Below are 18,598 nucleotides of genomic sequence, written 5' to 3'. Positions count from 1 at the left end.
GCCGGACAACGTATCCGGTGGCCTGGCTCACTCACACGGTGAGCACCAGCTTGCCCCTGGTTCGCCCGGTCTCGCCGAGCTTGTGCGCCTGCGCCGCCTCGGCCAGCGGGAACACCGTGTCCACCTCGACCCGCAGCTTGCCCTGCGCCACCAACGCGGTGAGCTGCTCCAGCCCGGCGTGATCCGGCTCGACCAGCACCCCGGTGAACCGCACCCCGGCGGCCTCGGCGGCGAGGGCGGCCGCCGGTGCGGGCGCGGAGGGCACCACGATCAGCAGGCCGCCCGGCCGGAGGGTCCGCACCGAGCGCTCGCCGTACTCGCCGCCGATCAGATCCAGCACCAGGTCCACGTCCCGGACGGCCTGGCCGAAGTCGGTGCTGGTGTAGTCGATCAGTTCGTCGGCGCCCAGGTCACGCAGGAAATCGTGCTTGGCCGCGCTGGCGGTGCCGATCACGTGTGCGCCGCGGGCCTTGGCGATCTGCACCGCGAGGTGGCCGACGCCGCCGGCCGCGGCGTGCACCAGTACCCGTTGGCCCGGCTGGACATCGGCGGTGTCGACCAGGGCCTGCCAGGCGGTGAGACCGGCCAGTGGCAGGGCGGCGGCGTGCACGTGGTCGAGGGTGGCGGGCTTGGGCGCGAAGTGCCGGGACGGGGCGGTGGTGTACTCGGCGTAGGCGTTGCCCCGGTGCGGGAAGCGCGGCATGCCGTAGACCTCGTCGCCGACCTGGAACCGGGTCACGCCCCCACCCACTGCCTCGACCACGCCGGAGACGTCCCAGCCCAGGATCAGCGGCGGCTCGCCCAGCAGTCCGGCGACGCCCTGGCCGGCCCGGGTCTTCCAGTCCACCGGGTTGATGCCCGCGGCCTTGACCCGGACCAGGATCTCGGTCGGCAGCGGTTCCGGTCGCGGCACCTCGGCCACCCGCAGCACCTCCGGCTCGCCGTAGGAGTCCTGCCGCACCGCCCGCATCGTGTTGCCCATGATCTTCCCTCTCCGCGTGGTCCCTGTCTGCGCACCACTCTCCTATCCTTGGTCTCTTTCAGCAATTAGGCACTTATTTGTGCGATAGGTACCTGCTGGAAACCATCACTGAGCTGCGAGTTCAGCGAACTGGCGGTTGGTAGCGCCCGCCGGGGAACGCGGGGTTCTGCTCGGCGTACACGCACAGGTACTTCCGCCCGGCCGCCACGTGCCACACCACCTTGTCCAGCATCTCCACCGCGAACGGCGGCGCCTCGCCCAGATCCGGCCACACCACCACGAACCGATTGCCCTTGGCCTCGTGGAAGCCGTTGCGCACCGAGTCCAGCAGCGCGTCCCAGCTGAGTGAGCTGACCAGCACGGGGTCCTGTGGCAGGTGCTGGCGGACCGCGGTGAAGAAGGACTCCCGGCCGGGGTCGCCGTGCATGGACAGCTCGAAGCGCGGGTACCGGCAGCGGTCGGTCTCCACCCGCACCCGCGCCAGCCAATCCGGCGTCCCGAACCACACGCCGGAGCGGATCCGTAAGCGGTCAGTCACGGACCCGCACCACCAGTTTGCCCACCGCGCCACCGTCTTCCATCAGCTGGTGCGCTTCACGGATCTCCTCCAGCGCGAACACCTTGTGGATGCGCACCGGCAGCTTCCCGGCCTCGATGAGTTCCAGGTAGCGCTGCAGATCGGCCTGGGGCAGGTCGCTGCTCTGGCCGCTGTACGCGGTGAGCCGGACGCCGTTGGGCAGGTAGTCCATCGGGTAGAAGTCCGGGATGGTCCACTCATCGCTGAGCATGCCGGTGAAGCAGACCGTGCCGTGCGTCCCGGTGGCACGCAAGGTGTCCGGCAACGTGTTGACGCCCACCAGCTCCAGCGCCGCGTGCACGCCCTCGGGCCGGATTTCCCTTACCCGCGCGGCAATCGAGCCGTCGTCGACCAGCAGGTGATCCACGCCCAGTTCCCGCAGCACGTCCAGCCGGGCCGGATTCCTGGTGGTGGACAACACTTCCAGGCCGTGTTCCTTGGCCAGCACCGCCGCGGCCACGCCCACCGAGGAGGTGCCGCCGCGGACCAGGAAACTCTGCCCCGGCTGGATCGCCAGCCCGGTGTGCAGGGACCCGTGCGCGGTCTGCAGCATCTCCGGCAGCGCGCCCAATGTGGCCCAGTCCAGGCTGGTGCGCACCGGCGTCACACTGCTCGCGGGCACCACGGTGTACTCGGCGTACCCACCGTCGTAGGCCCGCCCCATCCCGCCCATCATCGCCACCACCGGCTGCCCGGCCGCGAACTCCCCGCCGGGTGCGAGGTCCACGGTGCCGGTGGCCTCGATGCCGGGGATGATCGGGAACACCGGGTTGCCGGCCAGCCCGGTGCGCAGGTGCTGTTCGGACCGGTTGAGCCCGAACGCCTCCACCCGGATCCGCACCCAGCCTGGCCTGGGCTCGGGGATGGGCACCTCGCGGAGCCGCAACGCCGCCACCGAGCCCGGACCGTCCAGGACCACCGCACGCATCGTCGTCATGCCGTGATCAAACCCAATCCGGCCGCGCGATGCGGCGCGGCTCGCCATGGCACGGCGTCCGGCAGTCCGGGAAATCACCCAACCGCATTCGCACGCCAACTCCGGGAGCGGCCGGAAATCAATCCCGATACCGATGATCGGGGCCGCCGATACACACGACAGCCCCGATCGGGTAAATTCGGTTTTACTTTCACCCTGTTACACTCGCGCGGTGCAGAACGAACAGGATCGGTCCACGCAGGTGCTCACCGCACTACTCGTGCCCGCATTCGCATTGGTCGCCATCGCCGGTTTCATTTCCGAACCGGAGTGGCTGAAACTCACCTTGCTGATCCTGGCCACCGTGGTGATCTGCGTGCTGGGTTTCGGCCTGCTGCGGATCATCCGGCGCCGGCGGGCCAATCAGGACTGACCCGCCGCGTCAGCTGGACGCGCGCAGGGCCGCGATGGCCCACTCGAACGCGGGCACCCCGTCCGGCCCCGGCCGCGGCGGCCAGCCGTTGAGCACCCCCAGCAGCGCCCAGTAACGCGCCACCCGGCGATCGGTGAACACCGCCCAGCCATCGGCCAGCCGCACCCGTTCCGCCGCGGACAACTCCGGCGACACCACCCGGCCGAGGATCTCCTTGGCCTCGGCCGAATCCGGCGCGATGCCGGCCTCGACCGCCACACCGGCCGCCGCGATCACCTGCTCCGCCGAGGGCCCCTGCGCCTGCACCTCCCGGCCGACCTCGTTCTGCCCTGCCACCACCATCTGCCGCACCCGGTGCTGGAAGTCCTTGTCCCGCACCAGTTCCGCCAGCTCCACCCAGGCATCCACCTGCTCGTCACTGGGATCATCCGGCAACTCCGCTGGCAATTGCCGCATCGCGTCCGCCAGCCCGGCCCCCGGCGCCGCCGGATCCGCGCCCTCGAAGGCACGTTCGACGAACTCGTCCAGGACGCGCTGCCGCTCCCCCGCGGACAGCCTGGCCAAATCGTTCATCAGTCTCATCTCCTCGGTCGATCCACCACGTCGAACGACCGCCCGCAACACCGCCCGGCGCACCCGCAGGGTCCGGATCTCCGCATCCAGCGCGGTCACATGCGTGCGCGCCACATCGGTCACCGTGACCTGCTCGGCCAGCACCCGCGACACCGTGTCCAGATCCAGTCCCAGCTCCCGCAGGGTCCGCACCAGCTCCAAGCGGGCCACCGCGGCCGCGTCGTAGAGCCGGTAACCCCCATAAGACCTGGTCGTCGGCGGTAGCAGGCCGCTGTCGGAGTAGAACCGGATGGTCCTGGTCGACAGACCGGTGGTGGTGGCGAGCTGTCCGATGGTGAACAGCTCGGTCGGGTCGTTCACGGGACTCAGCCTGAACCTTCCAGCGGGTGGAAACTCAAGCCCATTCTCACCGAGACCCCACTCAGCCGCCGGAGGACGCGCTGGCATGATGCGGCGGTGGCCGAAGACGGGACGATCGAGAATCGCCGGGACCTCGATTCGACGAAGCTCGACGACCTGCTCAAGGAGGAACTGAGCCGGGGAGATGCGGCACTCGCTCGCACGGAGACGAAAACCGGGATCCTGCTGGCGGTGTTCAGCCCCATCCTCACCGTGGGTGTCGCGGTGTTGCCGCGCCTGTCAACACCTTTGGCCGCGGCTCTCGGGTTCTGGGCGGCTCTGCTGCTGCTCGGCGTCGCCCTGTTGCTGTTGTTGGTCAGCGTGCGACCGAGGTTGCGCGGCAGTGGTTTCGCCGTCTACCAGTCGATGACCGACGTGGAACTCGCGGCGCATTTCACCCGCATCGCGGCGGATCCGACTGCTTGGCACCGCGAGCGGTTGCGGGTGGTTTCCCGGCTCGGCGCGAAGAAGTTCAAGCTGCTTCGCGCCGCGACCACGATCCTCGTCCTCGCTCTCTTGTTCGCGATCGTGGCCGCGATCGCGGCCACGATCTCCACGTAGTCCCTACCGCCTCATGTTCGCCAGGTGGTGCCGTACTCGTAGCCGATGGTCACCCGCGGGGTGCCCAGGCCCTGGGACAGGCCGCCGCCGACTGTCAGGTCGCCGAGTTCATTGCCGGAGGTCGGCCGGGAGATTCCGCCTTCCACGCCGATCGGTCCCAGCTGTCCCAGGCTGCCGTCGACGCCCCAGCTGGACTGGTTGCCGACACCGATCCGGCCGTTGGTGTGCTTGATCGAGTCGGTCTTGCTCGCGCCGAAGCCCGGTCCGAACCCGAACTTCGACGAGGAACTCTTGCCGGTGCCCTCGGCGTCGGTGAGGTTGCAGGTCTCCGTGGTGTAGCTGACGAAGACGATCGAGACGGTGTAGGACTCGCAGACCGCGACCGTGTAGGTCATGGTCTTGCGTCGTTCCGCCTCCTCCGCGGCGCGGCGCCGGGCGTCCTCGGCGCGGCGTTCGGCGGCGACCTCCTTGTCCGAGCGGCGGGCGGCCGGGCAGGACTGCCAGATCTCCCGCATGGCGCCCAGTCCGCAGAACTTGAGCTTGTAGTCCCCGAAGCAGACCCGCGGCGGCCCGCACTTGCCCGGTGTCTTGAGCTGGTTGCGCCGTTCGGTGATCCGCCGCTGGTATTCCTCGCCGGACTTCTCCTCGTAGCAGGGCTCGCCGGGGAAGCCGTCGTCCATCACCGCGCACATGGTCGCCCGCAGGCCGTTGGCGTCGTTGAGGGTGGCCGGGTTGTTGTTGGCGTAGGCGAAACCGTTGAGGGACTGGGGATCCTGCGGGGCGAGCAGTGGGTCCACGGACAGGAACCGGCCGGTGCCGGGGTCGTAGTCGCGGACGCCGAGCCGGGTCAGCCCGGTGCTCTTGTCCTCGGTGCCGCCGACGAAACCGCGGTTGCCGGGCAGGGTGGTCGCCTGCCGCGGGGTGCCGAAGGCGTCCAGCCGCCTGCGGGTTTCCTGGTGGGTGGTGGCGTCCACGGTCAGCGTCGCGGTGCCCTGGTGATCCAGTGCCTGGTAGGACAGCTTCCCTTCGGTGCGGACGGCGATCGTGCGTTCCTTCCCATTGCTGTAGTAGCGGGTGCCGCGCAGGGTTTTGCTCGTCTCGTCGTAGCGCAGCTCGCCGTGTGGCAGGTGCAGGGTGCGGCCGCCGGGGTCGCGGGTGAGCAGGCGCTGGCCGCCGAGGGAGTAGACGTGGCTGGTGGTCCTGTCCCCTTCCTTGACCTCGGTGAGCCGGTCTTCGGCGTCCCAGCCGAGTTGCTGCCTGCCGCCGTGCACGCCGGGCCGGGACTCGGTGCCGCCGGTCGGGGTGTAGCGGTAGTCCTCGACTTTGGGCTGGCCGCCGGGGGCGGTGGTGGTCACCGAGCGGACCGCGTGCGGCTGGAGTGCGCCGGTGGCCGGGTAGTCGTAGCCGCGCACGGTGTCAGTGCCGGGCGCGGCGCCGTAGCGGGTCTCGGTGCGCCGGTTTCCGCTGGCGTCATAGGACAGTCCGACCCGGTAGGGCGCCGGACCGCCGAGGGAACCGGAGGGACCGGTGCCGCACTCGCCTGCCGGGGTCCAGGCCTGGGTCATCCGGCGCAGGTGGTCGTGGCTGAAGCACTGGGTGTCCAGCCCGTCGGCGGCCTGGCTGCTGATCTTCTTGACGTTGCCTGCCTGATCACGGGTGTAGCGGGTGTCGTCCACCAGGCGGTTGCCGATCTCCCGCTCCACCAGCGTTCTGGCCACCACCCGGGTGCCCTCCTCGTAGAAGGAACGCTGGGACACCACGGCGCTGTCCGGGCCCTGCCGCAGTTCGGCCAGTTCACCGTAGGCGGTGTACTCGGTCTGCCGCACGTAGTTGCCAGCGGCGGAGGACATCGTGCGCAGCAGGCCCATCGAGTCGTAGCGGTAGACCAGCGTTTCCGCGGGCAGGTCGCCGATCTTGGGCAGGGTCAGCGCGGCGAGGCTGCCGTCCGGGTTGAACGAGCTGACCGTGGTGTAGCTGGCGGGCAGCCCGGTCTCGGCAGGTGGCAGGGCGACCTCGGTGCGCACCGGCCGGTAACCCTCGTCGTAGGCCAGGATCGAGCTGCGGTAGGTCTGGCCGCCGGCGTAGCGGATCTCCGCGGACGGCTGCCCGCGCACCATCTTGCCGCCCGCCCTGGGTGTGGCGTCGTACTCCCACTTGGCCAGCAGCGTGCCGGTGGCCGAACCCGCGCGGATCTCGGTGGGCCGGTTGAGGTCGTCGTAGCCGTAGACCAGCAGCTGGCCGCGGGAGTCGGTCTTGGTGCGCATCAGTCCGGCGTTGTCATAGGTCATCCGGGAGACGCCCTTGTCCGGGTCGTGCGCCTCGATCCGGTTGCCCACCAGGTCGTGCACGGTGCGCAGCGGCCGGTTGCCCGCGCTGTCGGTGACCGTCTCCAGCTCGCCCCGGATCGAGTAGGTGTAGCGGGTGATGTCCTTGGCGCCATCGGGTTGCGGGCCGTGGAACTGGTGCAGTTCGGTGATCCGGCCGTGCGCGTCGGTGATCGTCGCGGTGGTGGTGTCCCCGGTCGGCGGGATCACCTCGGTCCGGTCGCCGCGGTGCCGGGTCACGGTGCGCCGCTCGTCCACCGGCGTGCGCAGGGTGCTGGCGGTGCTTCGCCGGGCGCCGTCGAACTCGGTGAACACCTGTCCTGGCGGCGGGGTCTCCTTGAGGCTCTGCACCAGGTCGATACCGGGTGTTCCCTTGGCGTGGAACGGTTTGCTCTCCCGGACCTGGAGTCCTCTGCTGTCGTAGCTGTGCTCGGTGACCACGCGGTCGCCGGTCCAGGCCTGGGTCTGGGTCTGGCGTGGGCGGAGCTGGCCGTCGAAGAGCTGGTGCTCCACCACGTAATCACCGCTGCCACGCAGGGTCTGGGTGCTCACCGCGCTTACCCCGTCCCGGCCGCGCAGCTGGTAGGTGTAGCGCAGGTGCGGCTCGTCCCGGCCCGGTGTCCGGCCCGGCTTCCAGACCGCGGTGACCCGGCCCAGCGCGTCGTAGGTCTGACTGGTGCGCAGTTCATTGGTGTCCACAGTGGACGCGACACTGCCCCATTCCGGGCGTAGTTCGGTGGTGCTGGTGTGCCCCAGCGGATTGGTCACCACCGTGGTCCGGGTGGGTCCGGTCTCCGGCTGGTAGGCGTTGCTGGTGCGCCGGTCCAGGGCGTCGAAGCTCTGCAGCACCCGGCCGTACCCGTCGTGCGTGGCTCTGGTCTGCTGCTCGTATTTCGGCTGCCCGCCGGGAAAACTGGTGGCCCGTTCGGTGCGGGTGACATCGCCCCTGACCGGCGGCTGGCCCCACGGCTTGCCGTCGTAGTGGGTGCGCTGGTCCGAGACCACCTGGTCCGGCCGTTGCACCGGCGCGTCGCAGGCGACCGCGACCGTTTCGGTCCGGCTGACCAGGTTCAGCAGCCGGGCGCCTTCGTCGCGGGCGTAGCTGGTGCGCACACAGCGGTCGTCGGCCGCGGTGGTGACATCGCCGAGTTCGGCCACCTCCTGGTGCAGGTTGTGCTGGTCGTAGCGGGTCTTCTTCTCGGTGCGCCGGATGCCTTGGGACACCGTGGTTTTCACCAGGCTGCGGGACTCGCCGGTGAAGTAGGCGGTGCGGTTGTGCGCGGTCGCGGTGCGCCGGATTTCCGCGTCGGTGACCGTGTCGGTGACCACCGGGCCGTTGAGACCGTCGCGCACGATCTCGCCGCGCTGGAACCCGGCCAGCGCGGTGGCGTCCTCCAGGTTCCGGTTCTCGGTGTCGGGCAGGGACACCTGCTTGGCGCCGCCGCCGGGGTTGAGCCGGTCGCCGTGCAGACCGCGGAAGTAGCGCAGTTCCTTCTCCGGCCGTTGGCTGGCCGGAACCTGCGCCGAGCCCTCGCGCACCAGCACCGTGTGGTAGCCGCGCCACTGCGCCCAGGTCCGCCGCTCCTGTGGGATCAGTTCGTTGTCCTGGTAGGCCCAGGCCCCGCCGCCCTGGTAGTCGTAGTGGGTTTCCTGGGCCGGTGCGCCACCGACCCGGTCCACCAGGGACACGTGGTCCACCACGTACTTGTGGAACCAGTCATCCTTGGCGATGCCGCCGTCGTGCGCCCAGTGCACCGGGAAGCAGCGTTGTGCGTTCTCCTCCGGCTTGGGCAGCGCGCCCGGCACGCACTCGGCGGCCTTGTAGCCGATGGTGGTCTCGCCGCCGTGCTCGTTGCGGATCGAGGTGATCCGCTGCTTCTTCAGCTCCGGCTTGCCATCGCCCGCGGTGTCCACCCGGTTCTCCCGGAACTCACCGGCGAATTCCACCGCGGGCAGCGCGATCGAGCCACCGGCGAGTCCGGTGTGGACGATCGAGTCCAGCCACAGCGAACCCCGGGTGGAGTCGCCTGGCCTGGGGTAGGAGTGCTGGAACTGCCAGGAGTCCACCGGCAGGTACTTGGCGCCGTCCCACACCTGGGTGCTCAGCTTGGCCAGCCGCTTGGCGGAGAAGTAGCTCGGCGCGTAGCTTTTCGTGCAGGCCGCGGTGTCGCACTGGAGGTCCCACGGCACATCCGGGTAACTGGCGGCGTTGCGCTGGTTGCAGTCGGTTCCCGGTGCGCAACGATCGGCGTGGTCGAGCAGGACCTGGGCGGCGGCGGGTCCGGCCACGCCCTCGCGCTGGCCGTAGTCGACCCGGCGCAGGGTGCCGCCACGGGTGTAGGAACCCTTGGCCTTGCCCATGTTCAGGCCGTAGGCGTTGGTCTCCTTCTCGTAGGTGTAGCTGATGGTGTTGCCGTGCCGGTCGATCACCCGGTCCAGGTTCCACCGCCAGGCGCGTTCGCAGTGCGAGGTGGCGAAATCCCCGGTGTGGCAGGGTTCCCCGGCCTGGTTGCCGAACACCGGCACGGTCCACACCGACTGGGCGTCCTTGACCGCGCCGAACTGGTAGCGGGTGCCGTCGGTGGTGGTCAGTTCCCAGTACTCGCCGAACTTGTCCCCGCCGGGATAGCTTTCGCCCTGCTTCAGCTCGAACCGCGAGCCGTCATCGCTCGCGCTGCGCCAGAACTTGTCCGCCTCGCTCCACACCAGCTCGCCGGAGCGGCCGCCGTTGACGAAGCTGAGGTGGTGCCCACCGGCCCAGCACTGGTCGCCGGTCTTCTGACTGGCCACCGTGCTGTCCTGGGCGCAGGCCTTGAAGGAGCGGGAGATGTGGCCGGGCCAGAAGTCCCAGCCCTCACCGGCCCAGCCGGGCTGGTTGTTCACCCCGGCCACCCGCCCGTCCACCGAACCCGAGGAGTAGCCCAGCGCGAGTTTCGGCGCGAGGTCACCCGGCACCGGCGGCACCCGGAACGGGTAGTTCCAGCTGAAGTTGCCGCTGTGCGCGGCCACTTGCCAGTCCCCGGACGGCGCCATCGGGGTGGCCTTGTAGTCCCCGGTCGCCCCCTCCGGCGCTGCCTCCAGCGCGTACACAGTGGACGGTGCCGAGGGCGCGATCCGCGCGGTGACCCGGCCGGTGGCCGGATCGTTGCGGCTGGGCACCGGTGTCCTGGTCCGGCATTCGGCCCGCTCGGGTGTGTTCGCCGCGCAGGCGGGCAACTCGGCCAGCCGCAGCCGCTGCGCCCAGTCACCGCCGAAGGAGTCCCGGAACCCGGCGTAGTCGAGCTGGACCTCGGCCGGACCACTGCCGGTCACCGCCAGCACCAGCCCGTCGACGCCGAGTGCGGCGCCACGGCCGCGATCCAGCACCTCGGCCTTGGCCGAGGAGCCGAGCACCCGGGCGGAATCCTTGGCAGGCCAGGAAATCCGCGGTGGTTCGGACTTCTGCCGATGCCTGGCCCCGCGATCGGCCTGGACCGGGACCACCGGGGTCTGCCGATCGACCTGACCCGGCGTGAATCGCACTGGCGCGGGTGCGGCGACCGCGGGCAGCGCCTGCGCGGTGGTCACCAGCACCACGGTGGACATGATGGCGCTCACCCAGCGAAGCACCCCCAACCCCCACCGTGTTGGCCGTTGTCGTACGGCGTGTTGGCCGTTCTGGACGCCGTGTTGGCCGTTGTGGACGGTGTCTTGGCCGTTGCGGACGGTGTGTTGGCCGGATGGGCGCACCAGTTTGGCCAAGACTGGGTACGACAACGGCCAACACGCCTGCGAGGTACGGGTCTTCATGGTGTTCTCCCCCAGTGGGATCACGGCTCAGAGCCGGGTGATCAGGTAGCCGAGCGTGCCGTCCGGGGTCTGGCCCTCGCAGCCGGGATCGGTGGTCTCGAAGCGTTCCCCGTTGGGCAGGCGGCAGCGCAGCAACCGGGCCGACTCCTTGCCCGCCGGTGGTTCGGTGTGGATCCAGCCCAGCGTGCGTAGCTTGGTCTTGCCGCCGCAGTCGGTTTCCAGCGCGGTGAACGCATCGGTACCGTCCTGGCACAACTCCAGCGCCTTGGTGCCCGGCTGCGGGATGAACGGCAGCAGGCCCAGCCGCCACTCCGCCCGGTACCCGGTGGGCACGCCGCCGACCGAGGTGAGGTGATCACCTGGCTGGTCCTGCTGGGCATAGCGCACCAGCGGCGCGTAGGCCCGCAGGTAACTGAGGCGGTGCTCCACCGTCTTGCCCTCGCAGTCGGCGTGCGTCGACTCGAAGTGCTCGCCGCCCTCGGTGCGGCAGCGCTGCAACGGAACCGTCGGCTCACCCGCGGGCGGCGTCCGGTAGATCTGGCCCAGGGTGGCCAGCTTGCGGAAGCCCTCGCAGTTGGCCTCGGCCGAGGCCAACTGGTCCTCGCCGGTCAGGCAGGAGTACAGGGTCAGCGTGTTCGGTGCGCCCTCTGGCGCGAACCAGCCCAGCTCGTGCTCCAGGTGATAGCCGGGCGGGGCGGCCCCACCCGCACCCGCGCCGCCGGTGGTGAAGTGGTCCCGGTTGTGGCCGTAGTAGCGGTTGAGGCCGTCCCGGATCAGCGGCCGCCCGGTCCACGGCAGGGTGGTTTCCTCCAGCAGCTGGTCCGCCGTGCGCAGACCGCCGACGATCCGCACCTCGTCGATATCCCCGCGCCAGTGCCGCAGTGCGCCGCCGTCGACCTTGGCCCGGCCGATCCGCAGCCCGCCACCGGCCGACCAGGTGGCCCGGAACCGTTGCGGCGGCTCGGGTTTGCCGTCCACGAACAGCTGGAGTTCCTCCGCCGCCGCGTCATAACGACCGGCCAGGTGGGTCCAGACGCCCGGCTTCGGCGCGGACGCGGACACCGAGGCGTCCAGCACGGCCCCGTCGCCGTCGGTGCGGTTCATCCCGAACGCCCAGCGCCCGCGCCCGCCGTCGTAGCCGAGGCTGAACCCGCTGGCCCGGTCCCCGTCCTGACTGACCATCGTCATCGACTGCGCGCCAACGGAATCCGCCTTCGCCCAGCCGCTGACGGTGAAGCTGGTGTCGGTGCGCACCGCGGGCCCGGCGGTGCTCAGGTGCCCGTCAATGCCGTTGAACCGCAACGCCGAACCCACTCGGCCCGGCGCCCAGGCCACCCCGCCCTGGAAACTCGCCTCCCGGTAGTTGCCGGAGATGTCCCCGGCCACCCGGCCCGAGTTCTCCTCGGCCAGCCACTGCCCGGACTCCTGCAACCACTTGGTGGACAAGGTGTGCACGTCCGAGCCCTCGGCCACCCGGTCACCGGGGTTGATCCGCCCGTCGCCGAGCACCCGGTCATAGATCCGCACGTCGTCGACCGCGCCGGTGAGGAAGTCCACCGCCGCGCCGTTGTACTTGCCGCGCCCGATCCGCACCTCGCCACCGGCGTGCCAGCGCGCCTTGTGCTCGGCCGCGCCGGCGAACCGGCCGTCCACGTAGATCCGCAGCGACTGCTCGGCCGCCGAGTCGTAGACCCCGACCAGATGCGTCCACACTCCTTGGCGCACCGGCACATCCGCGCTCACCCGGTCCTTGCCGAAGTTGTGCTGATCCGCCTCCGGCATGGTGAACGCCCAGCGCCGCTCATCACTGCGGTACTGCAGGTAGAAACCGCTGGCGTGGGTGCCGTCCTGGCTGACCGCGGTCTGCCACGGCCCGTCCAGCCGGTCCAGCCGGACCCAGGCGGAGACGGAGAAGCTGTCCCCGGTGTGCACGGTGGACTTCGGGCCGAGCCCGACCTGGCCACTGCGGCCGTCGAAGAGCAGCGCGTCGCCGTCCCGGCCGGTGGTCCAGCTCACCGGTCCCTGGGTGAAGCTGCCGGTGGCGCCGCGGCCGAGTGCGTCGGGCACGGTGGTGCTGGGCAGTTTCCCGTCCAGCCGCCAGTGCTGCACCGGCGGGAACCTGGTGCTGCGCACGAAGAACTCGTAGCTACGCTTGGGAGATATGTTGCCTGCCTTGTCCACCGCGTACACCTCGGCGACGTTGCGCAGGTCCCGCGGCGGGGTGAGCGGCACGGTCGCTTTCCCGTTCACCGCGGGCACTTTCCGCAACTCGGTGGTGGTCAGCCGGTACTGGAACTCGGCGATATCGGCCTCACCCGGCGCGGACAGGGTGAACCAGCCGGTCCGGCCGATGCCGCCGCCGAACTGCTCCGCCGGGTAGTCGGCGGAACCGACCTCCGGGGCGGTGCGCGGGGCGGTCAGGTCGATGGTGACATCGCACCAGTCGGACCAGTCGCCGAAGAGTTCACCGTCGAAAGCCCTTACCCGCCAACCGATCCGGCTGCCGTCACCGAAGGTCCCTGGCGGCACGGTGGCGCTGAACGGGGTGCCGGAGTGCTGGGTCGCGGTGCGGAAGGAACCGACCGGCCGCTCACCGCGGATCCACCACTCGAACTCCGCGGCCACCGTGCCACCGTCCGGATCGCCCACGGTCGCGTTCAACTGCGGCGTGGTGATCCGCAGGTGCGGTTCCTGCGGCTGCACCGCACAGGGCTTGCCTGCGGCGTTCAGCTCGCCGGGCCGGTCCGGGTAGGTGTTGTAGTTGATCACCAGTTTGGGATTGGGGTGGAACTTGCGCCAGGCCTGCGGATCGCCCTCGTCGCCGGCGCGCAGCATCAGCGTGACGAATCCGTTGCCGTCCACCGCGTCCACCGCGGCGTCCCGCACGTCGAAGCCGAGCCAGTCACCGGGACAGGCCGCGTTGTAGCCGCGCGCCACGTTGTGCGCGCCGAGCTTGCGCACCCCGGCAGGCTGGTTGTTCCAGGTGTGCCACGGCTCGTAGACCTGGGTCTGCCACAGCTCGGTCCAGCGCGCCTGACAGGAGGGCGCGTAACTCTGGAACACGTCGAAACTGCTCTTGCCAACGGAAATCCGGCGGTTTTTCAGGCTGCGCACGTCGTACTGGAAGAAGGACCGGGCCAGCACGGTCGGCCTTTCCCAGTTGCTGTAACCAACCTTGGCGATGCCGTCGCCGTCGCCCTGCCAGTAGGACTGGTCGCGATAGGAGTCCGGGGTGCCGTAGACCAGGCCCCAGCCGCCGGGTTCGCCGTCCCAGCCCGGGTCGATGTAGACCGGGAACCGGGTGGCCGGATCGGCCAGCATGGCCCGGTCCGGGGTGACGCTGAGCGTGTCCCGGCCCAGCTCCACCGGCATCCGCACCCGCCGCGCGTCCGCACCGGTGGCGCCGGGCGCGCGCGGACCGGTGGCCGGTGAGTCCCACATCTGGGCCTGCGGGGCCCGGAACACCACCTTGCCGTCCTGGCCGGTCGCGGTGAGCCCACCCTGCTCGCCCGCCGCCATCCGCAGCCCGTCCGCGCGGGTGCCGAAGGTCAGCTTGGCCAGCCTCGGCTGCCGGGCCGCCTCGGCCGTGCGCACCACCAGCAGGTGAGTGAACCCGCTGACCTGCGCCGTCACCCGCAGGTCAACGCCGGGCAGCACCTCGGCATAGGTCGCCGAGGCGCCGGAGAGCGTCGGCGCGGGCAGCGGTTCGGGCCAGCTCAACTCCAGTGCCGCCCCGGCCTGACCAATGCGCGCGAACGGCCCGCGACCGCCGCCGGAGAAGGTGATCGGCAGCGCCGCGGCCACCGGCGTGACCCGGCCGTCGGACTGCACGCGCAGGGTGGTGTCCGGGGCCCGCCACCCGGTGCCCGCACGCACCCGCACCGGCCGCGGATGCTGTTCCAGGGTGCGTGAACCGTCCGGTTCCTGGAAGACCTGCGCGGTCTCGGTCCGCGCCGACTCGATCTCCACCCGCTGGGCCTGCGCGGCCGGTGCGGCGGCCGCGGGCAGGGTCAGCACGGTGGTGCCGACGAGCGCCGCGACCATCCCGAGTAGGCCAAGTCGACCGCGGACATGACGCAGCACGGCGGCTGTCATCCGAACCCCCTGTGAACCGATCCCCAGTGCGCCGAAGGGACGCGGCTATAAGGTAGGGATCAGCTCGGGTTCGCCGTAATCGACTGATGTACGCGAAATCCGGGTACAAATGTCCCGAAATCTGACGTTCCGTCAGGTGCGGATGCTCAGCTGTCCACGCCAACCCGCAGCGCGGCCGTGTACCCGGTGCCTGCCGCACCGGTCACCGTGGCCAGCTGACTGGCGCCGCCGTCGTCCCGGAACACGCTGTCGCGCGCCAGGCTCACCTGCCGGAAGGTCGGCCCGGACTGCTCGTAGCCGGGCTGGGCGTACACCGTGTCCGACACCTCCTTGGGCAGCGCGACCTGGGAGGTGACCAGCACGTTGGCCACATCCGCGATGCTGTTCTGGTCCGGGTAGACCTCGAAGTGGATGTGCGGCCAGCGCCCCGGGTAACAGGCGGGATAGATGCTCTGGAACCGCACCCGCCCTTCGGCGTCGGCGATCTGCACGCCCCGCAGGTAGTTCTCGTTCCGCACCCCGTCGGAGTACAGCGAGTACCGGCCAAGGGCGTCGCACTGCCAGACGTAGACCGCCACGCCCTGGAACGGCCTGCCGCCGTTGGCGATGTCCACAATGGACAGTTCCAGGTTCATTGGCACACCGGTGGCGGTGCCGGTGAACGCGCCGAAGCTGGACCGGATGTCACCGCGCACGATCCCGCTCTGCGCCAGCACATCCGGCCCGTTCGACCCGTCACCCGGGAACGGCCCCGCGGTCTCCTCCGGGATCTCCGCCAACCCGGCGGCGGCGGACGTGCCGGCGGGAGCGGTGCCGGTGGCACTGGGGGTGCACGCGCTCAGCGCCAGTCCGGCGGCGCCGAGCCCGAACAATCCCAGCACCCGGCGGCGGCTCAACAGCGTGCCCAGGTCGAAACCCAGTCCCTGGTCAACGACTTCGTCCTGCGGCCGGGGCAGTGGGCGGCCCTGGTAGGTGTGGTGGCGGTTGCGCATGCCACCACAGTGCGGGCGGGGACTGTCATGGAGCTGTGTGCGGGCTGTCGGGATGCTGAAGATGTCAGTACCGGACCGCGCTGGCCCGCAACAGCGGCAGCACCGCGGACTCGACGCCGTCCACCCTGGCCCCCGCGAACTGCAAAGCCCTGGACAGGGTCCGGTTGTTCTCGGCCGGGAAGTTCAGGCTGGGCGCGGACACCTCCTCCAGAGCCGCCACCTGGGCCGCGGTGAGCGTGACCGCCAGGGCCGCCAGGTTCTGCTCGAACTGCTCCCGCCGCCGGGCGCCCAGGATCGTGGAGGCGATGCCCGCACGACCACGCACCCAGGCCAGCGCCACCGCCGCCGGGGTCGCGCCCGCTTCCGCCGCCACCGCGTCCAGGACTTCCAGCACCGGGTAGTCGCGCTCGCGGGGGCCGCCGACCAGGCCGGCACGGGCGGTGTCCACCGGGCCGCCGTTCGCGCGGGTGTACTTGCCGGAGAGGTGCCCGCCGCGCAGCGGACTCCAGGCCATCGCGCCCATGCCCAGCGCCTGCGCCATCGGCAGCAGCTCGCCCTCGGAGGTGCGTTCCAGCAGGCTGTACTCGACCTGCAGGCCGACAATCGGGGCCCAGCCACGGAATCCGGCGATGGTGGCGGCCTCGGCGGTGGCCCAGGCGGGCACGTCGGAGAAGCCGACGTAGCGAATCTTCCCGGCGCGCACCAGGTCGTCCAGCGCGCGCAGGGTCTCCTCGACCGGGGTCACCGGGTCGAAGTTGTGCAGCCAGTACAGATCCACGTGGTCGGTGCGCAACCGCCGCAACGAGTCCTCCAGCTGGTTCATGATCGCCTTGCGGCCCGGCCCACCGCCGTTGGGATCCTGCTCGTGCAGGTTGGCGAAGAACTTGGTGCCCAGCACGATCCGGTCACGCAACCCCGGCCGCCCGGCCAGGTAGTCACCGATGATCGCCTCCGCGTGACCGTTGGTGTAGATGTTCGCGGTGTCCACCGAGTTGCCGCCCCGGTCCAGGTAGGCGGCCAGGATCTCCTTCGACTCCTCGACACTGCTGCCCCAGCCGTGGTCCTCACCAAAAGTCATGGTGCCCAAGATGAACGGACTCACCCGCAGTCCGGAACGACCAAGGGTCACATAGGAATCAAGAGACATCCGCGTACTCCAGACAGATCATCGGGCCCACCGGAACGGCCGCCCGTGCTACTGCTCAATTCCACCAGCAGCACCCCCGTACCCCTAGACCAATGGACCCAGCCGAGTGCACGATCCGCTCAACTTCGCCCGGATCGAGTTGGCACCGCCCGGTCACCCTGGTTCACTGGCGACATGGACGTCCCGGCCGAGCTGCGCGACCGCATCCACCGTCTGGCCGTCGACCGTCCCCAGCCCGTGCGCGAGGGCGAGATCATCGTGGCCGCCACCGACCAGGCGACCGCGCCCATGGGCACGGTGACCGAACCGGTGTTCGCGCTGGTGGCCCAGGGCGCCAAGCGTTCGGTGCTCGGCGATCACCTGTTCGACTACCACGCGGGCGAGTACCTCGTCGTCACCGTGGACCTGCCGCTGGTCGGCCAGGTCACCCAGGCCAGCCCCGCCGAACCCTTCCTCGGCTTCGGACTTCCCCTGGAGGCCAACACCATCGCCCAACTGCTGCTGGAGGCCGGACCGAGCCGCAGCACACCCGGCGACGACATGGCCATCGCGGTCAGCCCCGCACCCCCCGACCTGCTCGACGCCGTCCTCCGCCTGCTCCGCCTGACCGACTCCCCCGAGGACCTGCGCGTACTCGGCCCCGCGGTCCGCCGCGAGATCCACTGGCGCCTGATGACCGGTCCCCAGGCAAGCCTGGTCCGCCAGATCGGCCTGGCCGACAGCCGCCTGACCACGGTCGCGCACGCCATCCGCTGGATCCAGCGACGTTTCGACCAGGTGCTGCGGGTGGATGATCTGGCGGCGGCGATCGGGCTGAGCGTGTCCACGTTGAACCGGAATTTCCGCGCGGTGACCGCGATGAGCCCGGTGCAGTACCAGAAACACCTGCGGTTGCAGCAGGCCAGGCTGCGGCTGCTGACCGCGGGCGGGGAGGTGGCGGCGGTGGGGCATTCGGTGGGGTATGACAGCGCGTCGCAGTTCAGCCGGGAGTATCGGCGGATGTTCGGCGCGCCACCGGGTCAGGACGCGGCGCGGTTGCGCGGACTGGCGACGGTGATCGAGTAGGCGGGCGGGCGGTCAGCGGGTGAGCGCGGCGAGGTCGATGTCCACCGGGCCGATCACCTTGCTGCGCAACCGGTCGTGGTGCACGCCGGTCTCGGTGTAGGCGCCGGTCACCACGTCCAGGACGTAGGTGTGCATGGCCGGGGCCAGTGCGCCACTGGCCTGGCTTTCCAGACGCCAGTAGTGCGGGACGCCGGCCTCGGCGTAGGCCAGTGGCTTGGACCCCCGGTCCTCACGACGAGACCCCTTGGAAACCACCTCGACCGCGAGTAACACGGTGCCCGCGGGAATCGGGCGGGTGGTCAACGGGACAGTGGCCGAGAAGACCACGATGTCTGGGGCGACGTAATCGAGCGGCTCCTCTTCCAGAAGCACGTCGATGTCGACCTCCAGCTGCCACTCCGGCGACAACGCGGGCTCCAGAGCCGCGGCGAGTCGGCGCATGATGCGCTGGTGGATGGGCAGTGGACTGGGGTTCACGATGAGGGCTCCGTCAAGCACTTCCACACGACACTTCTCTGGAAGGGCCCGTACGTCAGCCAGCGTCCACCCACCCGGAGGTGGGTAGAGGTAGTCGGTCGGCAACGCCGTCATGGGTACCCCTCCTTGCCAGATCACTGTACCGCCAAGGCAGGCACAAGCTACCTCCGCACACCCACGACCCGCGCCCCTCCTCTGGGCTGGATTGTGCCCTTGACCAGCGAAACTTTCATTTCATTCAGCACTGAACTCACTATTGCATTCAAGC

12 protein-coding genes are annotated in these 18,598 nt (G+C 70.2%); 3 read left to right on the top strand and 9 right to left on the bottom strand.

The annotated features are described in order from the left end of the window. Positions 1-31: 31 nt before the first annotated feature. The 3 genes from ACTOWY_RS14570 to ACTOWY_RS14560 all read right to left on the bottom strand — a co-directional run bounded on the left by ACTOWY_RS14570 (position 32) and on the right by ACTOWY_RS14560 (position 2,496). Positions 32-970, bottom strand: a complete 939-nt coding sequence (locus ACTOWY_RS14570) for an NADP-dependent oxidoreductase (protein ID WP_441310180.1) — start codon at positions 968-970, stop codon at positions 32-34. Positions 971-1,103: 133 nt separating this feature from the next. After that, positions 1,104-1,520 (bottom strand): hypothetical protein, encoded by a 417-nt coding sequence (locus ACTOWY_RS14565; RefSeq protein WP_441310153.1) that lies wholly within the window; start codon positions 1,518-1,520, stop codon positions 1,104-1,106. Beyond that, positions 1,513-2,496, bottom strand: a complete 984-nt coding sequence (locus ACTOWY_RS14560; RefSeq protein ID WP_441310152.1) for a zinc-binding alcohol dehydrogenase family protein — start codon at positions 2,494-2,496, stop codon at positions 1,513-1,515. Before ACTOWY_RS14560 ends, ACTOWY_RS14565 begins: the two co-directional genes overlap by 8 nt. A gap of 211 nt (positions 2,497-2,707) precedes the next feature. Between ACTOWY_RS14560 and ACTOWY_RS14555 the strand changes: the two genes are divergently transcribed. Next, the gene (locus ACTOWY_RS14555; protein ID WP_441310151.1) at positions 2,708-2,908 is read left to right on the top strand and encodes a hypothetical protein; all 201 of its coding nucleotides are present in this window, start codon (positions 2,708-2,710) and stop codon (positions 2,906-2,908) included. 9 nt (positions 2,909-2,917) lie between these two features. On the opposite strand, the gene ACTOWY_RS14550 is transcribed toward ACTOWY_RS14555, so the two are convergent. Further along, positions 2,918-3,841, bottom strand: coding sequence for a MerR family transcriptional regulator (locus ACTOWY_RS14550; protein ID WP_441310150.1), 924 nt, complete (start codon positions 3,839-3,841; stop codon positions 2,918-2,920). Between the two features lie 96 nt (positions 3,842-3,937). On the opposite strand from ACTOWY_RS14550, the gene ACTOWY_RS14545 reads away from it, so the two are divergent. Next, entirely contained in the window at positions 3,938-4,441 is a 504-nt protein-coding gene (locus tag ACTOWY_RS14545; protein WP_441310149.1) for a Pycsar system effector family protein, read from the top strand. Positions 4,442-4,452: 11 nt separating this feature from the next. Here the strand turns inward: ACTOWY_RS14545 and ACTOWY_RS14540 are convergent, their stop codons facing one another. The 4 genes from ACTOWY_RS14540 to ACTOWY_RS14525 all read right to left on the bottom strand — a co-directional run bounded on the left by ACTOWY_RS14540 (position 4,453) and on the right by ACTOWY_RS14525 (position 16,788). Beyond that, positions 4,453-10,362 carry an RHS repeat domain-containing protein gene (locus ACTOWY_RS14540; protein ID WP_441310148.1) on the bottom strand — a complete coding sequence of 1,970 codons (5,910 nt, stop codon included), beginning with the start codon at positions 10,360-10,362 and terminating at the stop codon, positions 4,453-4,455. A 219-nt stretch (positions 10,363-10,581) separates the two neighbouring features. Then, positions 10,582-14,598 carry a LamG-like jellyroll fold domain-containing protein gene (locus tag ACTOWY_RS14535; protein ID WP_441310147.1) on the bottom strand — a complete coding sequence of 1,339 codons (4,017 nt, stop codon included), beginning with the start codon at positions 14,596-14,598 and terminating at the stop codon, positions 10,582-10,584. A 197-nt stretch (positions 14,599-14,795) separates the two neighbouring features. Further along, a complete protein-coding gene (locus ACTOWY_RS14530) occupies positions 14,796-15,641 on the bottom strand; it encodes an intradiol ring-cleavage dioxygenase (protein ID WP_441310146.1) in 846 nt (281 codons plus the stop codon). Positions 15,642-15,705: 64 nt separating this feature from the next. Then, positions 15,706-16,788: an aldo/keto reductase gene (locus tag ACTOWY_RS14525; RefSeq protein ID WP_441310145.1), complete on the bottom strand. Its 1,083-nt coding sequence runs from the start codon at positions 16,786-16,788 to the stop codon at positions 15,706-15,708. A 174-nt stretch (positions 16,789-16,962) separates the two neighbouring features. Here ACTOWY_RS14525 and ACTOWY_RS14520 point away from each other — a divergent pair, with 174 nt between their 5' ends. Then, a complete protein-coding gene (locus ACTOWY_RS14520) occupies positions 16,963-17,853 on the top strand; it encodes an AraC family transcriptional regulator (RefSeq protein ID WP_441310144.1) in 891 nt (296 codons plus the stop codon). Positions 17,854-17,865: 12 nt separating this feature from the next. Here the strand turns inward: ACTOWY_RS14520 and ACTOWY_RS14515 are convergent, their stop codons facing one another. Beyond that, a complete protein-coding gene (locus tag ACTOWY_RS14515; protein ID WP_441310143.1) occupies positions 17,866-18,444 on the bottom strand; it encodes a Uma2 family endonuclease in 579 nt (192 codons plus the stop codon). Positions 18,445-18,598: the final 154 nt, after the last annotated feature.

The sequence above is a fragment of the Crossiella sp. CA198 genome (assembly GCF_052078295.1).
GTDB lineage: Bacteria > Actinomycetota > Actinomycetes > Mycobacteriales > Pseudonocardiaceae > Crossiella.
This window is presented reverse-complemented; position numbering and strand designations above follow the sequence as displayed.

What these genes read in the sequence shown, in the direction of transcription:
- ACTOWY_RS14570 (WP_441310180.1), bottom strand. Translation starts at nt 970, where the DNA reads ATGCGGGCGGTGCGGCAGGACTCCTACGGCGAGCCGGAGGTGCTGCGG.
- ACTOWY_RS14560 (WP_441310152.1), bottom strand. Translation starts at nt 2,496, where the DNA reads ATGACGACGATGCGTGCGGTGGTCCTGGACGGTCCGGGCTCGGTGGCG.
- ACTOWY_RS14535 (WP_441310147.1), bottom strand. Translation starts at nt 14,598, where the DNA reads ATGGTCGCGGCGCTCGTCGGCACCACCGTGCTGACCCTGCCCGCGGCC.
- ACTOWY_RS14530 (WP_441310146.1), bottom strand. Translation starts at nt 15,641, where the DNA reads ATGCGCAACCGCCACCACACCTACCAGGGCCGCCCACTGCCCCGGCCG.
- ACTOWY_RS14525 (WP_441310145.1), bottom strand. Translation starts at nt 16,788, where the DNA reads ATGTCTCTTGATTCCTATGTGACCCTTGGTCGTTCCGGACTGCGGGTG.
- ACTOWY_RS14520 (WP_441310144.1), top strand. Translation starts at nt 16,963, where the DNA reads ATGGACGTCCCGGCCGAGCTGCGCGACCGCATCCACCGTCTGGCCGTC.
- ACTOWY_RS14515 (WP_441310143.1), bottom strand. Translation starts at nt 18,444, where the DNA reads ATGACGGCGTTGCCGACCGACTACCTCTACCCACCTCCGGGTGGGTGG.